Source organism: Pseudomonas trutticola BRTCR10 (assembly GCF_056155105.1).
Window position 1 is genome coordinate 3,913,961 of sequence record NZ_CM149552.1, and the last position, 23,366, is coordinate 3,937,326.

Below are 23,366 nucleotides of genomic sequence, written 5' to 3' on the forward strand. Positions count from 1 at the left end.
TCTGACTGACGATCAGTCCAGTCGCGGCACGGTGAAGCGGAACTCGCTGCCCTGCCCCGGCTCGCTTTCGGCGACGATTTGTCCGCCGTGAGCCTCGACAATACCTTGGGTGATGTACAAGCCGAGGCCGGTGCCGGTCGGGTTGCCTTCCTTCACCGTCCAGTAACGGTCGAACACGTGCGGCAGGTGCTCCTTGGGAATGCCCTCGCCGCTGTCACGCACGGTGAAGACGATTTCATCGCCAACGGACGTGGCATACACGCCGACCGTGCCCAGGCGCGGGGTGAACTTGATGGCATTGCCAACCAGATTCGACAGCACCTGAAACAGCCGTTCCGGGTCGGCATGGATGCGCAGATCCGGGTCAGCCGCGAAGGAAATGCTGATGTCCTTATCCACCGCCAGCGGCGCGAGCAGCGCCTGCGCTTCTTCGAACATCTGGCTGACGTCGAGCTTCTGCGGCGTGATGCTGTAGCGCCCGGCGTCGATTTTCGAGGTGTCGAGGAGGTCTTCCAGCAGCGTGTTCATGCGCCCGGCGGCCTGTTGCATGGTGTCGATGGCCGTGGAGATGCGCCGCGAGGTGTGCGGGCCGTCGGAGCTGAAGGCCTTCTGCATCATGCCGCAGAGCATCGAAATGACCGTCATCGGATTGCGCAGGTCGTGGGAAACCACCGCCACCAGTTCGTCACGGGCGCGCACCGCCTCCTGCTCGCGGCGCACCTGACGCGCCAGGTCGTTTTCCAGCGCTGAGCGGCGCAAGTCATTGGCCGCAAACACATCGCCATGGCTCCACTTGGTGGAGATCCCGGCCATCTCGACTTTCCAGATTTCGAACGACGTACGCGGACGCAGGCGCAGGCCGGCATCGGAGTTTTCCAGATCCAGCGGCTTGCGCGGATCACCGCTCCAGTTGATGTTTTCCTTCACTTCCGGACGGAACCACAGCACGCCGTTGTCCACCGGTTTGGGCAGGCTCATGGCAAGCACGCCGCTGGCGACTTGCTGATATTGCGCGGCAGGTGGGAACACACTGGCCAGATGATGACTGGCAAAAACCGCCTCGCCGCTTTCCTGCAACCATTTGTGCAGTGCGCGGATCTCATCCGGCTCGGGGCAGTTGCCGTAACGGTGCAACTGCTTGTCTTCGATGATCGCGATACCGCCGGCATTGGCCAGCGCCATCAACACTTGCGGCTGATTGGCCAGACCATCGAAAACATTCTGCGGCGAATCGATCATCGCCTGATTGAGCAGCGCCAGTGCCTCGACTTTTTCCTCGCGCTGACGACTGACTTCCAGTGCCTCCATCGCGCTGATCTGCAGCGACAGTACCTGGCCGATGGTCTGGCACGCGGTGCGCAGTTCATGCGGCACATGCAGCGGCTGACGATTGCCGCAACTGATCAGGCCCCAGAGTTTGTCGCCCTTGAGCAGGGAAATGCTCATCGACGACAACACGCCCATGTTTTTCATGTACTGGCAGTGGATCGGCGAAACGCTGCGCAGGGTCGCAAAGCTCAGATCCAGCGGCGTTTGCGTGTCCGGACGCAGCTTCGGCAGCAGCGGCACCGGTTGATAGTCGGCGTTGGGAATGATCCGCAGCCAATTGGTGCGGTACAACTCGCGGGCCTGCTCGGGAATGTCCGAGGCCGGGAAGAACAAGCCATTGAACACTTCCATCGACGGATCGGACGCTTCGGCGATGACCTGGCCGTGGCCCTCCTCCTCGAAACGATAGATCAGCACGCGGTCATACCCGGTCATGGCCTGGATTTCCTTGACGCTGATGTCGTACAGCGCTTGCAGCGACGTGGCCGCTTGCAGACGCTGGAGCATCCGCCCCAGATTCGTCTGGTTGCCGGCGACATTGCGCGGCTGGAAGTTCTCGACGTGGATCTCCAGCTCCAGAATCAGTACACCCTGATGCCGGTGCAGCAAGCCTTCGAACGCGCAGCCGTTGAGATGGAAATGCAGCGGCGGCGCATCGAAAAACGCCGGTTGCTGCAAGGCCTCACGCACCTGGCCGGTGTGCTCGTCGCCGAGCAGGCTTTGCAGCGGTTGGCCGATCAGCGCCTCTGGCGTACGGCCCAGCAGGGTTTCGACGTTGGCGCTGACCTGAATGATCGCGAGCGCAGGCTCGCTCAGGGTCAATAACAAGCCGTGCGGCTGAATCGCGCCGGGAAACCGAATCGGCTCGTCGGCACAGTTGGCCAGCAACTCTTCAAACGCTTCTTTGTCTTGCGGGGTCATGCCAGTACCTCCCGGCTCTCGAGCCAGCGCTCGAAACAGCTGAATGTGGTTTGTGCAGCTTGCACGACGGCTTCGCGTTCGGTGGCGGCCATTGGACGATTGCCCAGGTATTCGATGAAATCACGCCAGCGGCGGCCGGTGGCGGCACCGTAGATGTCGAGAAATGCCGCACCGTTGTCGGCTTCCAGGCCCAGGCGTGCGGAGATTTCCCGGCGCAGAATTTGCCCGCCCAGCGTTGCACCTTCGAGCACGTACAGCACACCCAGGCAGGCAGCGCTCGAGTCAATCAGCGGCAGTTGATCGCAGAACGGCTGGTTTTCGAGGACTTGAGGGGTAACGCCCAGTGTTTGCAGATCGCTGCGCAAAGTCTGGGTCTTGAGGCGTGGCGTCAGGTCGAAATCGTCGGGGACTGAACCACTGCGCTGCAAGGCGTTTTCCAGCGGCTGATAGAAGCCGTAATAAGCCTGCATCAAGCGCACGAAGGCGGGTGTATCGAGGATATCGGAGAAAAAAGGAAGGCGTTTTTCCAGTGCGATGTGCAGTTCGGCAGTGCCGGCTCGCAAATCCTGAAGCACCGGTGGCACATAAACTTCACGGGCCTTTGCTTGCATGTATATCGCTCTTGGTGGGGCCGCCTGGGGCCATTCGGGGTCGGTTGAATGTCGGGTGAATGTTACACGGCAAACGACATTTCTGACCGTATGGATGGTTTTTTCTGACGAAACCATTGCCCTCGGACTTTTCAGAGTTCAGCGCTGCACAAAAAGTTCGATCTGATTGCCCAATCACCTACGGCTGCTGTACCGCGACAGCGCTGCATGACTGTACGGGTCAGGCGCCGTAGGCCCGTGATAAAAATACGTCTCCCGTCACCGGAGCCCGCCACATGGATCTCGCCACGCTTTCGCTGTTTCTTCCGGCCTGTTTCGCCTTGAACATGGCCCCCGGGCCGAACAACCTGCTATCGGTCAGCAACGCCACCCGTTATGGCTTTCGTCGCGCCTGCTCGGCGGGGATCGGGCGGATTCTGGCGTTCGCCGGGATGATCGCCCTCGCCGGTGCCGGGTTGTCGGTGGTGCTGCAAACCTCGGAATGGCTGTTCCATGCGATCAAGATCATTGGCGCGGCGTATCTGTTGTACCTGGCGTGGCAATTGTGGCGGGCCAATACCGAAGCCGAGCAACAGGTGACGGGCGCGGCGGTCGGCTTCTTCGCGTTGGCCCGACAGGAGTTCCTCGTCGCAGCAGGGAATCCGAAAGCGATCCTGCTGTTCACCGCGTTTCTGCCGCAGTTCGTTGACCCTGCCCGGCCGGTGCCGGCGCAATTCGCCGTGCTCGGCGTACTGTTTCTGCTGCTGGAATGGATCGCCATCAGCGCCTACGCGTGGATGGGCCTGCACATGCGCCGCTGGTTTGCCGAACCGCGCGGTAAACGCTTGTTCAATCGTTGCTGCGCGGGGTTGTTGTCGGCGGCGGCTTCGGTGTTGTTGATGGCGAAGCGGGCCTAAGCCGCAGACGGGCCTTTGAGCTCGACCTGATTGCCGTCCGGATCAAAGCAGTACAGCGACAGGCCGTAGCCCTCGGCACCGAAGCGGGTGGCGGCTTTTTCGACGTTGAGGCCGTGCGACTGCAAGTGCGCGGTCAACGCCCCCTCATCGAACGGTTCGATGCGCAGACAGAAGTGATCGACATTGCGCCGCTCGACACCGGCCGCCCCGCCGCCCTTGCGGCCGAGTTCGCCCGCCAGGTCGACGAGATCGATCATCGACGTCCCGGCGCGCAAGTGCACCAGACCCAGCGGTTCGTTGTGCTTGACCACTTCGGCGCCAAACACCTTGGCGTAAAAGTCGATGCTGCGTTGCAGGTCCGCAACGCGCAGCACGATGTGATCAATATGTTGAATCGAAAACGGATGCATAAACCCACCTCCTCACACATTCGGCAGCTTCAACACCGTAGTCCAAGGGACTGCGAAATTCATTGTCGATTTTTCGGTGGAGCCATCGAGAATCTGGTTTTACTCTCAGCTCATGAACATACAAACCGCTGTCCTGCCGCCCCATGCCGAGATGGTTCGCGCCATGCTCGAACGCGATACTGCCTATGAAGGCGTGTTCTTCACGGCCGTGAAAACCACCGGGATCTTCTGCCGCCCGAGCTGCACCGCGCGCAAGCCGAAACCGGAGAATGTCGAATTCTTCGCCCATGCCGACGAGTGCATGTCTGCCGGTTATCGCGCCTGTCTGCGCTGCAAACCGCTGGACGCTGCGGCGATTGCGCCGGATTGGGTGCAACGGTTACTCGCGGCAGTCGAAGCGGATCCGGAAATCCGCTGGAGTGACGCGCAGTTGCTGACCAAAGGCATCGAGCCACTGAAACTGCGGCGCTGGTTCAAGCAGCATTTCGGCATGACCTTCCACGCGTGGCTGCGCACCCGCAGGCTCGGCATGGCGCTGGGCGGGATCAAGCAAGGCGCCTCAATCGATCATGCGGCGTTCGATTCCGGCTACGAATCCCTCAGCGGCTTTCGCGATGCGTTCCAGAAGTCATTCCACATCACCCCCGGCCGCGCCGCCAACAGTGAACCGCTGTTGTTCACCCGGTTGACCACGCCGCTGGGGCCGATGATCGCCATGGCTGAACGGCGTGGACTGGTGTTGCTGGAGTTTCTTGATCGGCCGGCGTTGACCCGGGAAATCGAGGAGTTGCAGAACCGTTACGGTTACGTGGTCGCGCCGGGGCACAACGCACACCTGCAGCAGATCGAGCGCGAACTGGTGGAGTATTTCGCCGGCCGCTTGACGCGGTTCACGGTGGCTTTGCACCTGCCCGGCAGCGAGTTCGCCCGGCAGGTCTGGTCGGCACTGTTGCACATCCCTTATGGACAGACCCGCAGCTACGGCGCCATTGCTGCCGGTCTGGGCAAACCCGGCGCCAGTCGTGCGGTGGGCCTGGCCAACGGGCACAACCGTCTGGCGATTGTGGTGCCTTGTCATCGGGTGATCGGCGCGGATGGTTCGCTCACCGGCTATGGTGGAGGACAGCCGCGCAAGGCGTTTCTGTTGAGACTGGAAAACGCTGCGGTGCAGCTCACCCAACAACTGGCTTTCTGACGATTTGATTCAAACCACAAGAAGGGATTTCGATGGACGCGCTCGACACTCGGTTCCACCAATTGCACCAGCAAGACTTGCTGATCCTGACCAACGTCGCTGACGCCACCGGCGCGCGACTGGTCGAACATCTGGGCGGCAAAGCCGTTGCCACCAGCAGCGCTGCGGTGGCCTGGGCGCACGGCTACCCGGACGGCAACACCCTGCCCCTCGAACGTCTGGTTTCGACGGTGGAATCGATTGCCCGGGTGATCAGTATTCCCCTGACCGTCGACGTCGAGGCTGGTTATTCCGATGATCTCGGGCACGTGGCCGAAGTGCTGGATGCGGTGATCGCCGCCGGCGCTGTCGGGATCAATATCGAGGACGGTTCCGCGGATCCCGAGCTGCTGGCGCGCAAGATCGAAGTGGCGCGACAAGTGGCCGACAAACGCAATATCCAGCTGTTCATCAACGCCCGCACTGATGTCTATCTGAAGAGCCTGGTACCGGCCGAGGATCGCGTCGCCGAAACCCTGCGCCGCGCGGCGATTTATCAGGCTGCCGGTGCCGATGGCTTGTTCGCCGCCGGTGTCACCGCCGCCTACGAGATCGAAGCCATCTGCAAAGGCACTTCGATGCCGGTCAACGTGCTGGGCTTCGCCTGCCTGCCCTCGCCTGCCGAGCTGCAAGCGTTGGGCGTACGCCGCTTGAGCGCCGGTTCCGGCATCGCCGAGTTCCTCTATGGCGCGATGGACGGACTGGTGAAAAGCTTTCTCGCCACGGGCAAGCTCGATACCCACGACTTGAAGGCGTTCACCTACGGCGAAGTCAACGGCTTGCTGAAATAGCATGGCCGACACTTATCAAGCGGCCAGCACTTTTCTGGCCGCGCTCGATGCCGATTGGCAACAGCATGTCGCCGCTGTCGGCCCTTGCCTGCATCAGCCGCACCCGGCGCGCGATCCGTATGAGTCGCTGGTGCGGGCGATTGCCTATCAGCAGCTGCATGCCAAGGCTGGCGATGCAATTGTCGGGCGACTGGTGGGCCTGTTTCCCGGGCAATCGTTTCCGCGACCTGAACAAATCCTCGCGACGGATTTTGATCGAATGCGCAGCTGCGGGTTTTCGGCGGGCAAGATCGCGACCATTCAGGGGATCGCTCAAGCGACGCTGGACGGTGTGGTGCCGGATTATGCGACAGCGCTGGCGATGGCGGATGAAGCGCTGATCGAGCGGTTGGTCAGCCTGCGCGGGGTTGGCCGCTGGACCGTGGAGATGTTGTTGATCTACAGCCTGGAGCGGATGGATATCTTGCCGGCGGATGATTTTGGCGTGCGTGAGGGCTATCGCCGGTTGAAGGGGTTGGCGGTGCAACCGACGCGCAGGCAAATGGTAGAGATCGGGTTGGCGTGGAGTCCGTATCGGACGGTGGCGGCCTGGTATTTGTGGCGGGTACCTAAGGTTTAGACCGCGTTATCGTTCATCGCTGGCAAGCCAGCTCCCACAAGGTCGGTGGTGAATATAGAGTCCTCAAGCAATACAAGTCCTGTGGGAGCTGGCTTGCCAGCGATGGCGGTGGGTCAGATGACATTGATTCAAGCTGCGCCGACGCCTTCGCGAGCAGGCTCGCTCCCCACCTTTGGAATCGATTCCCCTGTGGGAGCGAGCCTGCTCGCGAAGGCGTCATTCGATTCAACACCCTTTCAAAGGCCGGATTTCAACCGGCTGAACGCACGGATCAACGCCCGATTGAACGCCTTGCCATTGTCATTCTTGCTGTACAGCGAGGTCCGCACCGGCTCGGACGGATACGTCCCCGGATCATTGCGAATCGCCGCATCCACCAACCCGTCCGCCGCCGTGATCGCATTGGCGTAGTGGATGGTGTCAGTGATCGGCGCAATCACCTCCGGCGTCATCAGGTAATCCATCAACGCCAGCCCGGCCTGCGGGTGCGGGGCATCCTTGGGAATGACCATGGCGTCGAACCAGATCAACGTGCCCTCTTTCGGAATCCGGTAACTGAGCCTGAATGGTTTGTTAGCCGCCTGCGCCTGCCCGGCAGCGATGGCAACGTTGCCGTTCCACGACATCGCCACGCAGGTGTTGCCGTTGGCCAGATCGCTGATGTTCAGGTCGTTGTCGAAGTAGCGAATGTACGGACGGATCTTCGCCAGTTGCTGCTCGGCGAGTTTCAGGTCATCGAGGTTCTGCCGGTTGATATCCAGCCCCATGTACTTCATGACGGCGGCAAACACTTCGTTGGGATCGTTGAGCAGGCTCACCCCACAATCGGCGAATTTCGACACCACTGCCGGATCGAACAACATCGCCCAGCTGTCGGTCGGCGCATTCGGCAGGCGCTGCTTGATCGCCTCTTCCTGATAGCCCACACCGGTGGTGCCCCACGCATAAATTCCGGCATAACGGTTACCCGGATCGAACACCGCCATGTGCTGACGAAACTCCTCACCCACGCCAGCAAAATGCGGCACTCGCGCCTTGTCCAGCGGCTGAATCGCACCGCTCTCGATGGCGCGCGACAGATGCTGGCCGGCGGTCAGCACCAGGTCATATCCGCTGCGCCCGGTGAGCAGTTTGGTCTCCACCGTTTCCAGTGAATCGAAGTGATCGGCGACCACATGAATACCGGTTTTCGCCTCGAAATTCTTCAAGGTATCCGGCGCCAGATACTCACCCCAGATGTACAGATTGACCACCGGTTGCGCGGTGTCGGCGGCCTGCACACACAAGGGTGCAAGCACCAGCAACAACGCTTGAGTCAGTTTGTGCAGGCCCATCATCACACTCCCTTTTTGTGGTCAGGCGTGCCGGCGTATTGCGGCATGGTGATGCACGCGACATTGCCACCGCCGAGGAGGATTTCCCGGGAGTTTTCGATGCCGACGATTTTGTGTTGCGGAAACAGCTCGGCCAGGGTCGCCATGGCCACCTTGTCGTTGCGATCACCAAACAGCGGCACCACGATCGAGCTGTTACCGGCGTAGTAATTGATGTACGACGCACAGATTTTCGTGCCGGCCTGACGGGTGTGGGTGCTGTCCTGCTGGTCGAGGCCTTCGGCTTCTTCGGCGGTCCACTCCAGCACATCCGGTTGCGGCAGTTTGTGCACGATCAACTCGCGGCCACGACTGTCGCGAGTGCTGCGCAGGATGTCGTAGGCCTCTTGATAGATCTCCCACTGCGGATCGTCGCGGTTTTCGGTCCATTGCAACACCACTTCGCCGGGGCGGACAAAGCACGCCAGATCATCGACGTGACCATCGGTTTCGTCGAACTTGCAGCCCCGAGGCAACCAGATCACTTGCTCGGCGCCGAGGTAGTCGGTGAGCCTGCGAGTGACTTCTTGCTTGCCCAGATGCTGGTTGCGATTACGGTTGAGCAGGCACTGCTCGGTGGTGAGAATGCTGCCCTGACCGTCACTCTGGATGCCACCGAGCTCGGCAATCAACGGTGCGCGATAACGGTCGAAACGTTCGATCTCAAGGATCTTGCTGGCGATCTGATCGTCCTTGTCCCACGGGTAATACAGTCCGCCGTCGAGTCCGCCATAGGCGTTGAATTCAAAGTCGACACCGCGCACTTCACCGCTCTGATCGTTGACCACAAAACACGGGCCGCTGTCGCGAAACCAGGTGTCGTTGCAGGTCATTTCCACCACGCGCACTTGCGCCGGCAACTGGCGGCGGGCGGTGGCGAATTGCGCGGCGGAGGCGCACACGGTGACCGGTTCACTGTGGGAGATGGCGGTGACAATCTGCACCCAGACTTTCTGCGCAGGCTTGGCGCCGTTGCGCCAGACATCGGTGCGCTCAGGCCAGCCGAGCCAGCAACCGGACTTGGCTTCGAATTCGCCGGGCAGACGGAAGCCGTCGTATTTCGGGGTGGAGTCGAGCAAACGTGCCATGGTCAAACCTCGTCTTCGCGATGGGAATGACTACAAGGTACGGTCGCAGGCCTCACGCTCGCCAACGATGAATATTGCGGAACAGTTGAATTCAACTCATCAATCGGCCAGCTGATCGTTGAACCATTCCAGCATTTGCGCCACGGCCGGGCGCTCCAGGCGCACACGCTCGCAGACCAGCGCGTATTGACCCAGCGCGGTCATGCTTGCGGTGAACGGCCGCACCAGCCGGCCGCTCTGCAAGTCTTCCTGCGCGGTCAGGTTGTCGCCCATCGCCACGCCCTGCCCTTGCACAGCCGCTTCCAGCGCCAACCCGGCGTGAGCGAAATACAACTGGCGCTGCGGGCGTTGATCTCCGGCGTGGCTGGTCAGCCAGGCGGTCCAGGTCTTGCCGTCCTGATCGTCGTGCAGCAGACAGTGTCGGGCGAGATCCTTCGGCGTTTTCAACGTGCCCTGGTTGAACAGGCCGGGGCTGCACACCGGAAAGAATTGCAGGGCTGGCAACGGCCGGACGAAGTAGGCGCTGCTGTCCGCCGGGCCGGTGCCGTAGGTGATGGCCAGATCGATGTCTTCGCCCGGCGCGCTGGCGTCGATGGGTTGTTCGTAAAGGTGCAAGGTGATGTGCGGATAGCGCGCATAGAAATCACTGAGGCGACTCATCAACCACTTCTGCGCAAGCTCAGCGGTGACGGCCAGACGCAACACGGCAAGCGAAGACGGGTCGCGCAGTTCATCGCAAGCCTCGCCGATCAGTTCGAAGGCCTGTTGCAGGCTTTGCATCAGGCGTCCGGCGGCGATGGTCGGGCGAACTTGTCGGCCTTCACGGATGAACAGCGGGACGCCGAGTTGTTCTTCGAGCTGGCGGATTTGATGACTGACGGCACTGTCGGTGACACACAACTCGGCGGCGGCCCGGCCGAAATGCGCGTGGCGGGCGGCACATTCAAAGGTGCGCAGGGCGGGCAGTGAGGGAAGTCTTCGCATGAGGGGGATCCGCTTTTTTTGGGCCATGCTGACTGGGCCGAGGGCGTGCGTCCAGTTTGGTCGACTGTATCGCACTGTATATCGCCCCACCGCAGACACACCAAGCTCACAATTCCACCCGCCCGCGACACATCGTCGATACACCCCAAAGCTCAAATAACCCGGTCGATTCAATTCCCCCATCGTCCGGAGACTCATCATGACCACCAACCTTTCAACCGCCACCCAAGCCGTACACCTGAACCTCGACCGCGCCGGCACCTGGCTCGCACCACTGACCCTGCGCCTGTTCATCGCCTGGGAGTTTTTCGAATCAGGATTGGAAAAATTCAACGGCCAGAACTGGTTCGAGGACATTCAGAGCCGGTTCCCGTTTCCCTTCGATCACTTGCCGGCAACGTTGAACTGGGAACTGTCGATGTGGGCCGAGCTGATCGGCGCGCTGGCGATTCTGGTCGGCCTCGGCACGCGGATCTCGGCGGTGTCGCTGATCGTGGTAACCGTGGTCGCCACCGCTGCCGTGCACTGGCCCGCCGACTGGTCATCGCTGAGCGAGCTGGCCCAGGGTTACGCGATCACCAACAAGGGCTTCGGCAACTTCAAGTTGCCGGCGATTTACCTGGCAGCCTTGGTGCCGCTGGTATTCGCCGGGGCGGGCAAATTGAGCGTCGATGCGTGGCTGGCGCGGCGGTTCTGGAATCGCCGCGCCCGTTGAGGCTCAATGTGCCCGATCGAGTCCGGCCAACAACGCGTTGTCACGGCTGTAGATGTCTGGCGAGTAACGCACGTGGCCGGCGTTGTCGACTTGCACGGTCCAGTAAGTCATCAGGATCGGCACTGGCGCCGACAAGCGAAATTCATGGGTGGTGCCGGTGGCGAGCAACGTCTCGGTTCGGGCCTTTTCTGCCGGGCTCAGCAACAAGTCGCGCAGTTGCATCGGGTGCTCGACCCGCACACAGCCCGAGCTGAACGCCCGTGGCCCCTTGTCGAATAACGCTTTGCTCGGCGTGTCGTGCAGGTACACCGAAAACGGATTGGGGAAGCGGATGACCATTTGCCCCAGCGGATTGCGCGGCCCGGCGTCCTGACGCAGGAGGATGTTGCCCGGGTTGTCCCAGTCGATATCCGCCGCCGCCAGCGGTTGCCCGTTGGCGTCAAGCACTTGCAAATTCTGCCGACTGAGGAAGGTCTGGTCCTTGCGGATCGCCGGCAACTTGTCTTCCTTCCAGATGGTCGGCGGCACGGTCCAGGTCGGGTTGAGGGTCAATCGCGTGACACGGGATTTGAGCAACGGTGTCTGGCGCTCGGCACGGCCAACCTGGGTACGGGTCTGCCACACCGGCTCGCCGCGTTGATACAGGGTCAGTTCGGCGGCGGCGACGTTGACCAGCAAACCATCGGGTTCCATGTCCTGGGCCAGCCAACGGAAGCGCTCGAGATTGACCCGCAGTTGTTCGCGGCGGGTCAGCGGGCTGATGTTGAGTTCGGCAATCGTTCCCGGCCCGACCACGCCATCCGCTTGCAACGAATGGTTGGCCTGAAAGCTTTTCACCGCGTCCACCAGCACGCCCTCGTAGGCATTGCCGGGCGCGCCGGCGGCGTGGGTCAGATAGCCTTCGCTGTACAGACGTTGCGCCAGTTCCGGCACGCGTCTGTCTTCCATCGACGGGCGCAGCAGCGGCCCGTTGCCCACCGATTGCCATTGCGGCAAGGCCTTCAGCCGTTGCGTGGCGTAGAGCTGACGCAGGTTCTGATACTGCGCCAGGCGCGGGCGGGCCAGGTCGAATGCGGCGGGGATGTCATGCATGCCCGGCACAGCAATGGCGAGCAGTTCGGCCTGACGGTCGCGCGGTGCCTCGTCGGCGTGCCACAGCGGTTCGAAGTGCGATTGCAACAGGCGTCCGTAATGCAGATCCTGCAGGGCTTGCAGGTAATAGCGGCTGATGTCGATATCGGCGCACAGCTCGCCGTCCTGCGGCGGATTCGTCGCAACCGGGTAGCGTTTCGGACTGAGGCCATCATCGGCCAACAGCTGCAACTGCCCCTGCAAGGCTTGCAATCGTCCGGACTCGCGGGCCCACACCGGCATCCAGTCCTGCTGTTGGTAAAACGCTTGCAACTGTTCCAGCGCCGGGCCAGCCAGGTGCGCGGCAATCGCCGGACAGGCCTGCGGCAGACTGATCAGCACGGCCTGCAAAGGGCTTTGCGGCTCGACTGGCATTTCTGCCGGCGGCGTCGGCAGTGTCTGCAACGGCGGCAGCGGTTCATCGGCACAAGCGACAAACGGCGCAGCGAGCAAACAAATGCTCAAGTAGCATGCGTACTTTTTGAACAACTGCTTTACTCCAATCCATGGCCTTCTTGATGATGGCCAACCTTACATCAGGTGCGCTGAACAGTCAGGCTCGATCTGCGAGCTTGCAGGTTACGACTGGGAGTCAGAAGCCAAAGTGCCAATTAAGTAGCAAGTGAGGACACTTTTTAAATGTTGACGTTTTTGCGCCGACTTCTGCTGACCACCGCGACCCTCGTCGCGGTGACCAGTCCAGCTTTCGCCGCCGGCAAACCATCGCCGGTTCTCTTCACCAGCCTCGCGCACGCCGCGCCAGAACTCAATCCCCAGGCGCTGAAAGGTGCCTTGAGTGCCATGCAATGTGCGGTCAACAACGGCGCGAAGCCGTCCCGTCATCTGGCAATCATCGATTATTCGCAACCGTCCACCGAACGTCGCCTGTGGATCTTCGACCTCAACCGGAAAAAACTGGTGCTGCGCGATCTGGTCGCCCACGGCTCCAACTCCGGGGAAAACTTCGCCACGCAGTTTTCCAATGTCGAAGGCAGTTATCAGTCCAGTCTCGGCCTTTTCCGCACTCAGGAAAGCTACAGCGGCACCCACGGTTATTCGTTGCGCATGGACGGTCTGGAACCGGGCTTCAATGACATGGCTCGCGATCGCGCCATCGTCATTCATGCCGCCAGCTATGTGAACCCGTTATGGAGCAAACGCCAGGGCCGCATCGGTCGCAGCCAGGGTTGCCCGGCCGTTCGGCCACAGATTGCGAAGCAGGTGATCGATAAGCTCAAGGACGGTCAGTTCATGTTCTCGTGGTACCCGGATCAGCGCTGGCTGAAAAAGTCGCCGTACCTGAACTGCCAGCCGCAGCAAGTAGCGAGCATCCTGAGTACCCACGCCAGCTAAGGCGCAAGACACACTGAGAGCTGGCTTGCCAGCGAAGGGTCGGCACAGTGGATTCTTCATCGACTGCCCCGCCGCCATCGCTGGCAAGCCAGCTCCCACAGGGTTTCGTGATGTTCCCGAAATCTGCACGCACACTGTAAAAACTGTGGGAGCTGGCTTGCCAGCGATGACGGTGGGTCAGTCAACATCAATATCGATGTCTGCCGGCCTCATCGCAGGCAAGCCAGCTCCCACAGGGTTTCCTGGTGTTCCCGAAATCTGCACGCACACTGTAAAAACTGTGGGAGCTGGCTTGCCAGCGATGGCGGTGGGTCAGTCAACATCAATATCGATGTCTGCCGGCCTCATCGCAGGCAAGCAGCTCCCACTGTTGATCTGGGTTCGGCTGATGATCAGTGCCATGATCATCAGCGCCGTGGCGACGCCGAAGGTGATGTGCAATCCGCTGGCAATGACATCGGCCGGGGCCTGAGTCGGCCCCCCGGTGGCCACGGCAAACACCGCGCCCATCGCCGCCGCCCCCGTGATCAGGCCCAGATTACGCGCCAATCCGAGCAGCGCCGACACCACGCCGCGCTGCTCCTGCGCCACCCCTGCCATCAACCCGGTATTGTTGGCCGCCTGGAACAGCGCGTAGCTGATGGCGACCACCGCCACTGGCAATAAATAAGCAGGCAGCCCGAAACTCATCGGCAATAACGCCAGCAATCCGCAGCCGCCAATCAACCCGAGCAAGGCCCCAGGCACCACCCGCCGCGCGCCAAAGCGATCCACCAGACGACCGGCGGGCATGCCGCTGAACGCCGACAACAACGGCCCCGCCGACAACGCCACCCCGACCATGGCACTGCTCAGACCCAATCCGCGACTCAGGTAAAACGGCCCGACTACCAGTGTGGTCATCATCACGGTCGTCACCAGCAACGTCAGCAGCAGACTGCCGCTCAGGCGCAGATCGGCGAACAAGGACAGACGAATCAGCGGCGCCTTGGCTCTCATCTCGACAATCACGAACACTCCCACACCGCACAGACTGACCAGCAGCAACGCCAACGTGAAACCTTCTAGCGTCATCGCCAGTGCATAGGCGGCCAGCGTCAACACCAGCACCCCGGAACCGAGATAATCAAATGCAACCCTCGTGCGTGCCGTTCGATCTGCCGGCAGATAGCGATACACCAGCCACGCATTGAGCAAACCCAATGGCACGTTGAGCAGAAATATCGACTGCCAACCGACATGCGCCATCAGCAGCCCACCCAACGACGGCCCGAGGGTGGTGCCGGTGGCTGACATCGTCGCCAGCAACCCCATCGCACTGCCCGCCCGCGTTTTGGGCACTGCATCGGAGACCAATGCCACCGTTAACGCGAACATGATGGCCGCTCCCACGCCTTGCACCGCCCGTGCGCCGATCAGCCAAGCCAGTCCCGGGGCCAGCGCACAAGCCAACGAAGCGCTGGTGAAAATGCCGATCCCGATCAACAGCAGGCGGCGCCGACCGAAGCCATCACCCAGACGCCCGACGCTGACAATCAACGTGGTGATCGCCAACAGGTAGGCCAGGACAATCCACTGCACCTGCTGAAACGTCGCCTCAAACGCCGCCGCCAGTACGGGCAACCCGGCGTTGGCAATGCTGGTGTCCAGTGACGGCATCAACATCGACAGCGCCAGACTGGTCAAAGCCCAGCGGGCGGTGGTGCTCAAGGATTCTCGGGACATGGGGCGCTCACGCTGCAAGTTCATGCGCCATAGCTTGAGTCTCGACAACACAAGGCGCAAGACGCATGCTTTGCACTTGATACCTGCACGGAACGCCATGTCATGTCTGTACCGGATCTGAATCTGCTGATCACCCTCGACGTGTTGCTGCGCGAAGGCAGCGTTGCCCGCGCCGCCAAATCTCTACGCCTGAGCCCCTCGGCGATGAGTCGCGCGCTGGCCCGTTTGCGCGAAACCACCGGAGATCCTTTGCTGGTCCGGGCCGGTCGGGGTCTGGTGCCGACGCCGCGAGCGCTGGAACTGCGCGAGCGCGTCAGCCATCTGGTGCAGGAAGCCGAGGCGGTTTTGCGTCCCGCCGAAGTGCTCGATCCTCGCCAGTTGCACCGTACGTTCACCCTGCGCAACACCGACGGTTTTGTCGAAACCTTCGCCGCCGCCCTGCTCGCGCGCATCGCTGAAGAGGCGCCCGGCGTGCGCCTGCGCTTTGTGCAAAAGGCCGACAAGGACAGCACGCCGCTGCGCGAAGGCCGCGTCGATCTGGAAACCGGGGTGGTCGATGACAGCACCGATCCGGCGCTGCACAGCCGCATCCTGTTTCAGGATCAGTGGATTGGCGTGGTGCGTGAGGGGCATCCGTTGAGCACGGGGAAAGTCACTGGCAAACGCTTCGCCGGCGGCCAGCACATTCTCATCTCACGACGCGGACGCAGCAGCGGCCCGGTGGACGAAGCGTTACTCGCCGTGGGGCTGACGCGGGACATCGTCACTTCATTCGGCGGGTTTTCGGCGGCGCTGACGCTGGTGCGTGAATCCGACCTGATCGCCACCGTTCCCGAACGTCATACCAGCAAGCTGCGCACGGGCCTGCACAGTTTTGCCCTGCCCTTCGAGATGCCGGCGATCAGCGTGTCCATGCTCTGGCATCCGCGCATGGACGCCGACCCCGCGCATCGCTGGTTGCGCAATTGCGTGCGGGAAGTCTGCGCCTAGCGCGCATCGCCGCCGGCAGGTTTATAGAAGAGGAATTTTTTCGTCTCGGCGGTTTTCCGGTATTCCCTGGCCCAACTCGGATGCACGTTGCGGTCATGGAAATACAACGCGCCGTTGGTGCGATCCTTGAGCTGGCGGTTCAACGCCTTGCCGGCGATTTCCTTGGCCAGCGCGTACTCAGCGTCTTCCTTGACCTGATCCGGACGCCCGTCACACCACCAGGAAAACTGGCAGCTTTTGCTTTCAGAACCCTGTTTGACCACGGCACACACCGTGTCCGGGAAACCTTCATGGCCGAGGCGATTCATCACCACGCTGGCCACGGCTTCCATTTCCGGGGTGTCCTTGCCTTTGGCTTCCCAGTAGATACTCCGCGCCAGGCAAGTGATCGGATCATCCAGCGGCGCGGCGCCGGCCGGGTCCACGGCTTGCACTTCGGTCGGGGTAATCGCCTCGGACTTGGGCGCCGGGGCCGTGCTGACTTTGTCCGCCGCTTTCTCTTCCAGCACCTGGGCTTTCTCTTCAGCCTTGGCCTTGATCGGTGCTTGATCGGTGGCCAGCGCAGCGCTGGCCAACAGGGTTAATGCGAAACAGCCAGCCAACCACTTCAATCCCATGTCTGTTCTTCCGGCAGGGCCCGATGCGGGCAAAGTGTTACGTCGGGGAAACACCCGGATTCCGGGGGTCTTCGGTGAGTGTAGACGGCAAATCCGGGCAAAAAGTTGCGCAGAAAAAACGCCTGATAAAGAAAAAGGCATTGCGCTCACCGGGGGCCTTTCGCGCATCATGGGCGCATTCAGCTCAAGGGAGATTTCCATGCGCTTCATGCCATCCGTCTTGCGTTGCGCCGCGTTGTCCGCAGGCGTGTTGCTGGCTATCCCGGCCATGGCCGGCGATGAGTCGCAACTGATCGAGTCGATCAACAGTTACCGCAGCCAACCGCAGCGCTGCGGCACTCAAGCGTCGAATGAACTGGCACCGCTATCAGCTGATCCTCGGCTGAGGTTACGGGCAACTGGCGCTGTCGATCTGCAACAGGCCATGGCCAGCGCCAGTTACCCGATGGTCAATGTCCAGGCGATTACGCTCAACGGCCCGCGTGATGCGGCGTCGGCGATGAAAGCGATTCAGGAAAGTTTCTGTCAGGTGGTGCTCGATCCGCAGTTCGTCGATGTCGGTGTCAGCCGTGACGACCGCGACTGGCGCATTGTGCTGGCGCGGCCGTTGCTGACGGCGAAACTTGGTGATGCGCAAAGTGAGGGGCAGAAGCTGCTGAGTGAACTCAATATCGCCCGCAGCCAGCCGCGTCAATGTGGCGGCCAGGCCTTCGCCGCCGCAGCACCGCTGGCCTGGAACGCGAGCCTGGGCACCATCTCCCAGGATCACAGCCGCGACATGGCCAACAACAATTACTTCGACCACAAGGACCGCGACGGCCGCACCCCGGGCGATCGCGCTGAACTCGCCGGCTATAGCGGACAACTGGTAGGCGAAAACATCGCCGCCGGGCAAGACACCGTACACAAAGTCGTCGAAGGCTGGCTCGCCAGCCCCGGCCACTGCGCCAACCTGATGAACCCGCAATACAAGGAACTCGGCGCCGCGTACGCGACTGACCCGAAAAGCAGCGCGGGGATCTATTGGACGGCGATGTTTGGTGCGCAGTAAATCTCAAGCTCACCACTAGACCTGTGGGAGCTGGCTTGCCAGCGATAGCCGTCATTCTGCTGATCATCGACGGCATCAATCAACCGGTCATTAAGAGTGATTGGACGGTGCCCGACATTGCCCCTACCCTGCGCCGTCCAGATCCGCTGTCAGCGGTTTTCCCCACAGCGAGGCTGTCATGTCAGAGCGCATCTTGATCGATGGCTTCAACCGCCGCGTTGACTACCTGCGCATGTCGGTGACCGATCGTTGCGACTTTCGCTGTGTCTATTGCATGGCTGAAGACATGCAGTTTCTGCCACGCCAACAAGTGCTGACGCTAGAAGAGATCTATCAACTGGCGCAGAGCTTCGTCGCACTGGGCACGCGCAAGATCCGCCTGACCGGCGGCGAGCCGTTGATTCGCCCCGGCGTGGTCAAGCTGTGCGAGCAGATCGCCGCCCTGCCCGGCTTGCGTGAGCTGTGCATGACCACCAACGGCTCGCAGCTCGGCAAATTTGCCGCGCCGTTGTTCGACGCCGGGGTCAAGCGCCTCAACGTCAGCCTCGACAGCCTCGACCCTGAGCGCTTCAAGCAGATGACCCGCACCGGCGATCTGGCGCTGGTGATCAACGGCATCGATGCCGCGCACAAGGCCGGATTTACCCGCACCAAACTCAACGTCGTGGTGATGCAGGGTCGCAACGATCAGGAGATCAACGATCTGGTGAGTTTTGCCATCGACCGCCAGCTCGACATCGCCTTCATCGAAGAAATGCCGCTGGGGATCATCAATGAGCACAGCCGCGCCGAGTCATTTTTCTCAAGCGCGCAGGTACGGGAAAAGATCGCCGAGCGCTACACCCTGATCGACTCTGCCGAATCGACTCAAGGCCCGTCGCGCTACTGGCGGCTGGCCGAAGCACCGGATATTCGCCTCGGTTTTATCTCGCCGCACAGCCACAATTTCTGCGGCACCTGCAACCGGGTGCGGCTGACCGTCGAAGGGCGTTTGCTACTGTGTCTGGGTAACGAGCATTCGATGGACTTGAAAGCGCTGCTGCGCGCGCATCCGGGGCAACCGCAACGTCTGGAAAAATCCATCATCGAAGCAATGAAGCTCAAGCCCTACAGGCACAACTTCGAAGTGAGCGACGACGTGCAGGTCGTGCGATTCATGAACATGACCGGCGGTTGATGCGTCACGTCCACACGTAATCGGGATCACCCAGCATGATTATCAGACCCAAGGTCAGTCAGTTCGCCATCCTGTTTACCCTCAAGGGTTCGATTGCCAAGCGAATCGCCTTGCGCACTCTGATGGTTACCCTGCTGGCGTCGGCCATCGTGCTGGTGGAAATCCTCCATCCCAGCAGCTTTACCAAGGTCAACGCCACGCCGTTCACGCTGCTGGGTTTGTCGCTGTCGATTTTCATGAGTTTCCGTAACAACGCCTGCTATGACCGCTGGTACGAGGCGCGCAAGGCCTGGGGCGAAGTGATCGTGCATATTCGCTCGATCCTTCGTGAAACCCACATCATCCGTGAATCGCCTCAACGCCGGCACTTACTGTTCAACCTGTGCGGCTTCGCCCATGCCCTCAACGCGCGGCTGCGACGTGAAGATGAAGCGGCGGCCAGCAGCGCGTGGGTCAACCCGAAACCCGACGCACAAGTGCCGGACTACAGCGCCCGGATCCTGCACCGGATCGGCGAACAGTGCTCCGATCTGCAACAGGCCGGAGCACTGACCGAATGGCGCTACATGCTGCTGGCCAATCACCTGACCAGCCTTACGCAAGCGCAAGCCGTGTGCGAGCGGATCAAAAACACACCACTGCCCTTCCCCTACACGTTGCTGCTGCACCGCACGATCTACCTGTTCTGCATTCTGCTACCGTTCGCCATGGCCGAACCGCTGGGCTGGTTGACGCCGTTGTTCACCGCGATTGTCAGCTATACCTTTTTCGGACTGGATGCGATTGCCGATGAGTTGGAAGACCCATTCGGCCGCGATGAAAACGACCTGCCAACCGATGCCTTGGTACGCACGATCGAACGCGACATCCTGGCTGAACTAGGTGTTGCGCAACTGCCACCGGCGTTGATGCCCGTCGATTACGTCTTGAGTTGATCCGTTATTCACAGCCTCACCTGAACGCTATTGCATTGAACAAAAGCCTGATTAGATAGTGGCTCCGCCATGATTCGACTCAGGAGCCGCACTTGAGCACAACGCCGAATGATCTATCCCGCCCCGAGCCCGTCAGCCTGCGACAGGCCTGGCGTTTCTGGCTGAAACTGGGCTGTATCGGCTTTGGCGGCCCGGCCGGGCAAATCGCGATCATGCATCAGGAGCTGGTCGAGCGCCGGCGCTGGATCTCGGAACGACGCTTTCTCCACGCCCTCAACTACTGCATGTTGCTGCCCGGCCCCGAGGCTCAACAGTTGGCGACGTACATCGGCTGGCTGATGCATCGCACCTGGGGCGGTGTGATCGCCGGTGCGCTGTTTGTGTTGCCCTCGCTGTTCATCCTGATCGCGCTGTCGTGGATGTATATCGCGTTCGGCGACGTGCCAGTGGTGGCCGGGATCTTCTACGGGATCAAACCGGCGGTGACCGCGATTGTCTTGCACGCGGCCCACCGCATCGGCTCGCGGGCGCTGAAAAACAGTTGGCTGTGGGCCATCGCCGGTGCGTCATTCGTGGCGATTTTTGCCTTCAATCTGCCGTTCCCGCTGATCGTGCTCGGCGCGGCATTGCTCGGTTATTTCGGTGGGCGACTGGCCCCGCAGCGCTTCAACAATAGCGGGCAGCGCAGCAGCGAAAAATCCTTCGGCCCGGCATTGATCGATGACGACACGCCAACTCCCGAACATGCACGATTCAGTCTGCCGAAGTTGTGGTGGCTGCTATTGATTGGCGCAGCGCTGTGGTGTCTGCCCTTGGCACTGCTGACAGCCCTGTTCGGCTGGGATGGCACCTTCACGCAAATGGCCTGGTTCTTCACCAAAGCCGCGCTGCTCACCTTCGGCGGTGCTTACGCCGTGCTGCCCTATGTCTACCAAGGCGCGGTCGGGCATTACGGCTGGCTGACGCCGACACAGATGATTGATGGTCTGGCGCTTGGCGAAACCACGCCGGGGCCGCTGATCATGGTGGTGGCGTTTGTCGGCTTCATAGGCGGTTATGTGCAACCGGCGTTCGGCGCTGAGCATGCGTTCGCCGCTGGCGCAGTGGCGGCGACGCTGGTGACGTGGTTCACCTTTCTGCCTTCGTTTCTGTTCATCCTCGCCGGTGGGCCGTTGGTGGAATCGACCCACAACGAATTGAAGTTCACCGCACCGCTCACCGCGATCACCGCTGCGGTGGTCGGGGTGATCCTCAATCTGGCGTGTTTCTTCGCTTATCACGTGTTCTGGCCGACAGGTTTCGCGGGACAACCCGATGTTTTCTCGATTGTGCTGGCGGTCATGGCGGCGCTGGCGCTGTTCGTTTTCAAGCGCGGCGTGATTGCAGTGTTGATCGTTTGCGCCCTTGTCGGGCTGGGCTTTCATCTGCTGCGCTGAGGACTGGCCGCAGCTCTGAGACTGAATCAGTCGTTTACACGCTCAAGGATTGCCCCTTACTATCCGGGCACACCGGTCGGCGGGCCTGCCCCGCCACCGACGCTTTCCGCCAACGGAAACACGCGTTATGAGTACGTCACCACAACAACGAAAAACGTTGAACGTCTCTGCACTGCGCACCCTCTCTCCCGGGGGCGGCGTATGAATCGTATCGTCAATCTCCCCATGGCCCTGCGCCGTTCCAAGCTGCGTCACTCCGCACGCCCGCCGGATATCGCCTGCTGATTTCTGTCAGCCGGAAAAGATCCATTTGTGGCGAGGGAGCTTGCTCCCGCTGGGGCGCGAAGCGGCCCCAAAAGTCAGGACTGCTGCGCAGTCCATCGAGGATGAATCCCCTCGCCACAGGTTTTGTATCTCGTCGGACTGATCTCCATTTGATATTCCTGCCGGGACGCCCATAGCTGCGTCCGGCCCGAATCTGCGCGCCTGCACGGCGCCATCGTGAGTGATTGATTATGAAATTCGCAGCCATCGAAGACGCACGCCTGTTCCTTGAACAGAACCCCGATATCGACATGATCGAACTGTTCATCCTCGACGCCAACGGAGTGCCACGCGGCAAGTTGTTGCACCGCGAAGAACTGCTCGCCGTTTACCAAAGCGGCCGCCCGCTGCCCAGCACCATCCTTGGTCTGACCGTGCAGGGCGAAGACGTGGAAAACTCAGGTCTGGTTTGGGACGTCGGTGATATCGACTGCCGCGCCTACCCGCTCGAAGGCAGTCTGGTGCGCCTGCCGTGGCGGCAGATTCCGACCGCAGCGGTGCAGGTCAGCATGCACCCGACCGAAGGCCTGCCAGCGAGCATCGCCGACCCGCGTCACCTGCTGATCAAGATCATTGACGGCCTCAAGGCCGAGGGCTATCACCCGGTCATGGCGTGCGAACTGGAGTTCTATCTGCTCGACGCCAAACGCGATCACAACGGCCGACCGCAACCGGCGCTGGATGCCGATGGTGGGCGACCGCGACATACTCAGGTCTACGGTTTGCGCGAGCTGGAGCAAATCGAACCGTTCCTCGCCGACCTCTACAGCGCCTGCAAACTGCACGGCATTCCGGCGCGCACGGCGATCTCGGAATACGCGCCGGGGCAAGTGGAAATCACCCTCGAACACGGCGATGCGCTGCAAGCGATGGATCAGGCCGTACGTTACAAACGGCTGGTCAAAGCGATCGCGCACAAGCACGGCATGCAAGCGACGTTCATGGCCAAGCCGTTCGATGATCTGGCCGGCACCGGCATGCACATGCATGTCAGCCTCGCCGACGCCGAGGGGCGCAATCTGTTTGCCTCCGAAGACCCGGCCGGCACGCCGCTGCTGCGCACGGCGATTGGCGGCATGCTCGCGTCCTTGCTCGATTCGCTGCTGCTGTTCTGCCCCAATGCCAACTCTTATCGCCGTTTTCAGGCCAACAGCTATGCGCCACTGGCGCCGACCTGGGGTGTCGACAACCGCACCGTCAGCCTGCGCGTACCGGGCGGCCCGGCCAACACCCGGCACATCGAACACCGCATTTGCGGCGCCGATGCCAATCCTTATCTGGCGGCAGCAGCAATCCTCGCCGGCATTCATCGGGGCATTCGTGAGGACCTTGATCCGGGCGCCCCGGTCGAGGGCAATGGTTATGCGCAGGCGAAGGAGTTGCTGCCGACAGATTGGCTGACATCGCTGCAGGCATTGGAAAATTCAGCGTGGGCGCGCGATGCCTTGGGGCAGGAATTTCTGGGGGTGTATCTGGCGGTCAAGCGTGCCGAATACCGGCAGTTCATGGCTGAAGTGGGTGAGCAGGATTGGCGCTGGTATCTCACCGAAGCCTAAGAACCCCACCGCTAAACCCTGTGGGAGCTGGCTTGCCAGCGATGGGGCCGGGACACTCAGCATCTCTGGTGACTGACACTCCGCCATCGCTGGCAAGCCA

At 61.3% G+C, this 23,366-nt stretch carries 21 protein-coding genes; 12 read left to right on the plus strand and 9 right to left on the minus strand.

The features are described 5' to 3' along the window. Positions 1-12 precede the first annotated feature (12 nt). Together ACVVH8_RS17665 and ACVVH8_RS17670 are read right to left on the minus strand one after the other, a co-directional pair. Complete coding sequence (locus tag ACVVH8_RS17665; RefSeq protein ID WP_212809247.1) at positions 13-2,250, minus strand: ATP-binding protein; 2,238 nt, start codon at positions 2,248-2,250, stop codon at positions 13-15. Continuing rightward, a complete protein-coding gene (locus ACVVH8_RS17670) occupies positions 2,247-2,861 on the minus strand; it encodes a biliverdin-producing heme oxygenase (protein ID WP_475225245.1) in 615 nt (204 codons plus the stop codon). Before ACVVH8_RS17670 ends, ACVVH8_RS17665 begins: the two co-directional genes overlap by 4 nt. Positions 2,862-3,136: 275 nt before the next feature. On the opposite strand from ACVVH8_RS17670, the gene ACVVH8_RS17675 reads away from it, so the two are divergent. Beyond that, the gene (locus ACVVH8_RS17675; protein ID WP_475225248.1) at positions 3,137-3,757 is read left to right on the plus strand and encodes a LysE family translocator; all 621 of its coding nucleotides are present in this window, start codon (positions 3,137-3,139) and stop codon (positions 3,755-3,757) included. Here ACVVH8_RS17675 and ACVVH8_RS17680 read toward each other — a convergent pair. Beyond that, a complete protein-coding gene (locus tag ACVVH8_RS17680; protein WP_475225251.1) occupies positions 3,754-4,167 on the minus strand; it encodes a VOC family protein in 414 nt (137 codons plus the stop codon). The two genes, ACVVH8_RS17675 and ACVVH8_RS17680, sit on opposite strands and share 4 nt — an antisense overlap. A 112-nt stretch (positions 4,168-4,279) precedes the next feature. Between ACVVH8_RS17680 and ACVVH8_RS17685 the strand changes: the two genes are divergently transcribed. The 3 genes from ACVVH8_RS17685 to ACVVH8_RS17695 are packed head-to-tail and all read left to right on the plus strand — an operon-like array spanning position 4,280 to position 6,811. Next, positions 4,280-5,362, plus strand: coding sequence for a bifunctional transcriptional activator/DNA repair enzyme AdaA (locus ACVVH8_RS17685; protein ID WP_401296870.1), 1,083 nt, complete (start codon positions 4,280-4,282; stop codon positions 5,360-5,362). Between the two features lie 32 nt (positions 5,363-5,394). Then, on the plus strand, positions 5,395-6,192 hold the full coding sequence (locus ACVVH8_RS17690; protein ID WP_475225254.1) for an isocitrate lyase/PEP mutase family protein: 798 nt from the start codon (positions 5,395-5,397) through the stop codon (positions 6,190-6,192). Position 6,193: 1 nt separating this feature from the next. After that, the gene (locus ACVVH8_RS17695; protein ID WP_212809253.1) at positions 6,194-6,811 is read left to right on the plus strand and encodes a DNA-3-methyladenine glycosylase family protein; all 618 of its coding nucleotides are present in this window, start codon (positions 6,194-6,196) and stop codon (positions 6,809-6,811) included. A gap of 236 nt (positions 6,812-7,047) precedes the next feature. Here ACVVH8_RS17695 and ACVVH8_RS17700 read toward each other — a convergent pair whose 3' ends face one another. The 3 genes from ACVVH8_RS17700 to ACVVH8_RS17710 form a co-directional block, all read right to left on the minus strand. Then, positions 7,048-8,145, minus strand: a complete 1,098-nt coding sequence (locus ACVVH8_RS17700; RefSeq protein ID WP_103305723.1) for an extracellular solute-binding protein — start codon at positions 8,143-8,145, stop codon at positions 7,048-7,050. 2 nt (positions 8,146-8,147) lie between these two features. Further along, on the minus strand, positions 8,148-9,272 hold the full coding sequence (gene aguA, locus ACVVH8_RS17705) for an agmatine deiminase (protein WP_475225256.1): 1,125 nt from the start codon (positions 9,270-9,272) through the stop codon (positions 8,148-8,150). Between the two features lie 99 nt (positions 9,273-9,371). Next, complete coding sequence (locus tag ACVVH8_RS17710) at positions 9,372-10,256, minus strand: LysR substrate-binding domain-containing protein (RefSeq protein ID WP_475225259.1); 885 nt, start codon at positions 10,254-10,256, stop codon at positions 9,372-9,374. Positions 10,257-10,455: 199 nt separating this feature from the next. Between ACVVH8_RS17710 and ACVVH8_RS17715 the strand changes: the two genes are divergently transcribed. After that, positions 10,456-10,971, plus strand: coding sequence for an HvfX family Cu-binding RiPP maturation protein (locus ACVVH8_RS17715; RefSeq protein WP_212809256.1), 516 nt, complete (start codon positions 10,456-10,458; stop codon positions 10,969-10,971). Between the two features lie 3 nt (positions 10,972-10,974). Here ACVVH8_RS17715 and ACVVH8_RS17720 read toward each other — a convergent pair whose 3' ends face one another. Beyond that, positions 10,975-12,591, minus strand: coding sequence for a L,D-transpeptidase family protein (locus tag ACVVH8_RS17720; protein WP_401296859.1), 1,617 nt, complete (start codon positions 12,589-12,591; stop codon positions 10,975-10,977). Positions 12,592-12,741: 150 nt separating this feature from the next. Here ACVVH8_RS17720 and ACVVH8_RS17725 point away from each other — a divergent pair, with 150 nt between their 5' ends. After that, positions 12,742-13,455, plus strand: coding sequence for a murein L,D-transpeptidase catalytic domain family protein (locus ACVVH8_RS17725; RefSeq protein ID WP_103305718.1), 714 nt, complete (start codon positions 12,742-12,744; stop codon positions 13,453-13,455). Between the two features lie 312 nt (positions 13,456-13,767). Here ACVVH8_RS17725 and ACVVH8_RS17730 read toward each other — a convergent pair whose 3' ends face one another. Beyond that, a complete protein-coding gene (locus ACVVH8_RS17730; RefSeq protein WP_475225261.1) occupies positions 13,768-15,180 on the minus strand; it encodes an MFS transporter in 1,413 nt (470 codons plus the stop codon). Positions 15,181-15,282: 102 nt separating this feature from the next. Between ACVVH8_RS17730 and ACVVH8_RS17735 the strand changes: the two genes are divergently transcribed. After that, on the plus strand, positions 15,283-16,170 hold the full coding sequence (locus ACVVH8_RS17735; RefSeq protein ID WP_103305716.1) for a LysR family transcriptional regulator: 888 nt from the start codon (positions 15,283-15,285) through the stop codon (positions 16,168-16,170). Here the strand turns inward: ACVVH8_RS17735 and ACVVH8_RS17740 are convergent. Continuing rightward, positions 16,167-16,787, minus strand: coding sequence for a cell wall hydrolase (locus ACVVH8_RS17740; RefSeq protein ID WP_103305715.1), 621 nt, complete (start codon positions 16,785-16,787; stop codon positions 16,167-16,169). The two genes, ACVVH8_RS17735 and ACVVH8_RS17740, sit on opposite strands and share 4 nt — an antisense overlap. Before the next feature lie 199 nt (positions 16,788-16,986). Here ACVVH8_RS17740 and ACVVH8_RS17745 point away from each other — a divergent pair, with 199 nt between their 5' ends. From ACVVH8_RS17745 to ACVVH8_RS17765, 5 genes are all read left to right on the plus strand, one after another. Continuing rightward, complete coding sequence (locus tag ACVVH8_RS17745) at positions 16,987-17,838, plus strand: CAP domain-containing protein (protein ID WP_103305714.1); 852 nt, start codon at positions 16,987-16,989, stop codon at positions 17,836-17,838. A 178-nt stretch (positions 17,839-18,016) separates the two neighbouring features. Next, positions 18,017-19,015, plus strand: a complete 999-nt coding sequence (moaA, locus tag ACVVH8_RS17750; protein ID WP_475225263.1) for a GTP 3',8-cyclase MoaA — start codon at positions 18,017-18,019, stop codon at positions 19,013-19,015. A gap of 35 nt (positions 19,016-19,050) precedes the next feature. Then, positions 19,051-19,950 (plus strand): bestrophin family protein, encoded by a 900-nt coding sequence (locus ACVVH8_RS17755; RefSeq protein ID WP_103305712.1) that lies wholly within the window; start codon positions 19,051-19,053, stop codon positions 19,948-19,950. Between the two features lie 92 nt (positions 19,951-20,042). Next, positions 20,043-21,386, plus strand: coding sequence for a chromate efflux transporter (gene chrA / locus ACVVH8_RS17760; protein WP_475225266.1), 1,344 nt, complete (start codon positions 20,043-20,045; stop codon positions 21,384-21,386). A 515-nt stretch (positions 21,387-21,901) separates the two neighbouring features. After that, entirely contained in the window at positions 21,902-23,266 is a 1,365-nt protein-coding gene (locus ACVVH8_RS17765) for a glutamine synthetase family protein (RefSeq protein ID WP_475225268.1), read from the plus strand. Positions 23,267-23,366 lie beyond the last annotated feature (100 nt).

Coding starts and splice junctions, on each gene's coding strand:
- ACVVH8_RS17665 (WP_212809247.1), bottom strand. CDS start 2,250: ATGACCCCGCAAGACAAAGAAGCGTTTGAAGAGTTGCTGGCCAACTGT.
- ACVVH8_RS17670 (WP_475225245.1), bottom strand. CDS start 2,861: ATGCAAGCAAAGGCCCGTGAAGTTTATGTGCCACCGGTGCTTCAGGAT.
- ACVVH8_RS17675 (WP_475225248.1), top strand. CDS start 3,137: ATGGATCTCGCCACGCTTTCGCTGTTTCTTCCGGCCTGTTTCGCCTTG.
- ACVVH8_RS17680 (WP_475225251.1), bottom strand. CDS start 4,167: ATGCATCCGTTTTCGATTCAACATATTGATCACATCGTGCTGCGCGTT.
- ACVVH8_RS17685 (WP_401296870.1), top strand. CDS start 4,280: ATGAACATACAAACCGCTGTCCTGCCGCCCCATGCCGAGATGGTTCGC.
- ACVVH8_RS17690 (WP_475225254.1), top strand. CDS start 5,395: ATGGACGCGCTCGACACTCGGTTCCACCAATTGCACCAGCAAGACTTG.
- ACVVH8_RS17695 (WP_212809253.1), top strand. CDS start 6,194: ATGGCCGACACTTATCAAGCGGCCAGCACTTTTCTGGCCGCGCTCGAT.
- ACVVH8_RS17700 (WP_103305723.1), bottom strand. CDS start 8,145: ATGGGCCTGCACAAACTGACTCAAGCGTTGTTGCTGGTGCTTGCACCC.
- aguA (WP_475225256.1), bottom strand. CDS start 9,272: ATGGCACGTTTGCTCGACTCCACCCCGAAATACGACGGCTTCCGTCTG.
- ACVVH8_RS17710 (WP_475225259.1), bottom strand. CDS start 10,256: ATGCGAAGACTTCCCTCACTGCCCGCCCTGCGCACCTTTGAATGTGCC.
- ACVVH8_RS17715 (WP_212809256.1), top strand. CDS start 10,456: ATGACCACCAACCTTTCAACCGCCACCCAAGCCGTACACCTGAACCTC.
- ACVVH8_RS17725 (WP_103305718.1), top strand. CDS start 12,742: ATGTTGACGTTTTTGCGCCGACTTCTGCTGACCACCGCGACCCTCGTC.
- ACVVH8_RS17730 (WP_475225261.1), bottom strand. CDS start 15,180: ATGTCCCGAGAATCCTTGAGCACCACCGCCCGCTGGGCTTTGACCAGT.
- ACVVH8_RS17735 (WP_103305716.1), top strand. CDS start 15,283: ATGTCTGTACCGGATCTGAATCTGCTGATCACCCTCGACGTGTTGCTG.
- ACVVH8_RS17740 (WP_103305715.1), bottom strand. CDS start 16,787: ATGGGATTGAAGTGGTTGGCTGGCTGTTTCGCATTAACCCTGTTGGCC.
- ACVVH8_RS17745 (WP_103305714.1), top strand. CDS start 16,987: ATGCGCTTCATGCCATCCGTCTTGCGTTGCGCCGCGTTGTCCGCAGGC.
- moaA (WP_475225263.1), top strand. CDS start 18,017: ATGTCAGAGCGCATCTTGATCGATGGCTTCAACCGCCGCGTTGACTAC.
- ACVVH8_RS17755 (WP_103305712.1), top strand. CDS start 19,051: ATGATTATCAGACCCAAGGTCAGTCAGTTCGCCATCCTGTTTACCCTC.
- ACVVH8_RS17765 (WP_475225268.1), top strand. CDS start 21,902: ATGAAATTCGCAGCCATCGAAGACGCACGCCTGTTCCTTGAACAGAAC.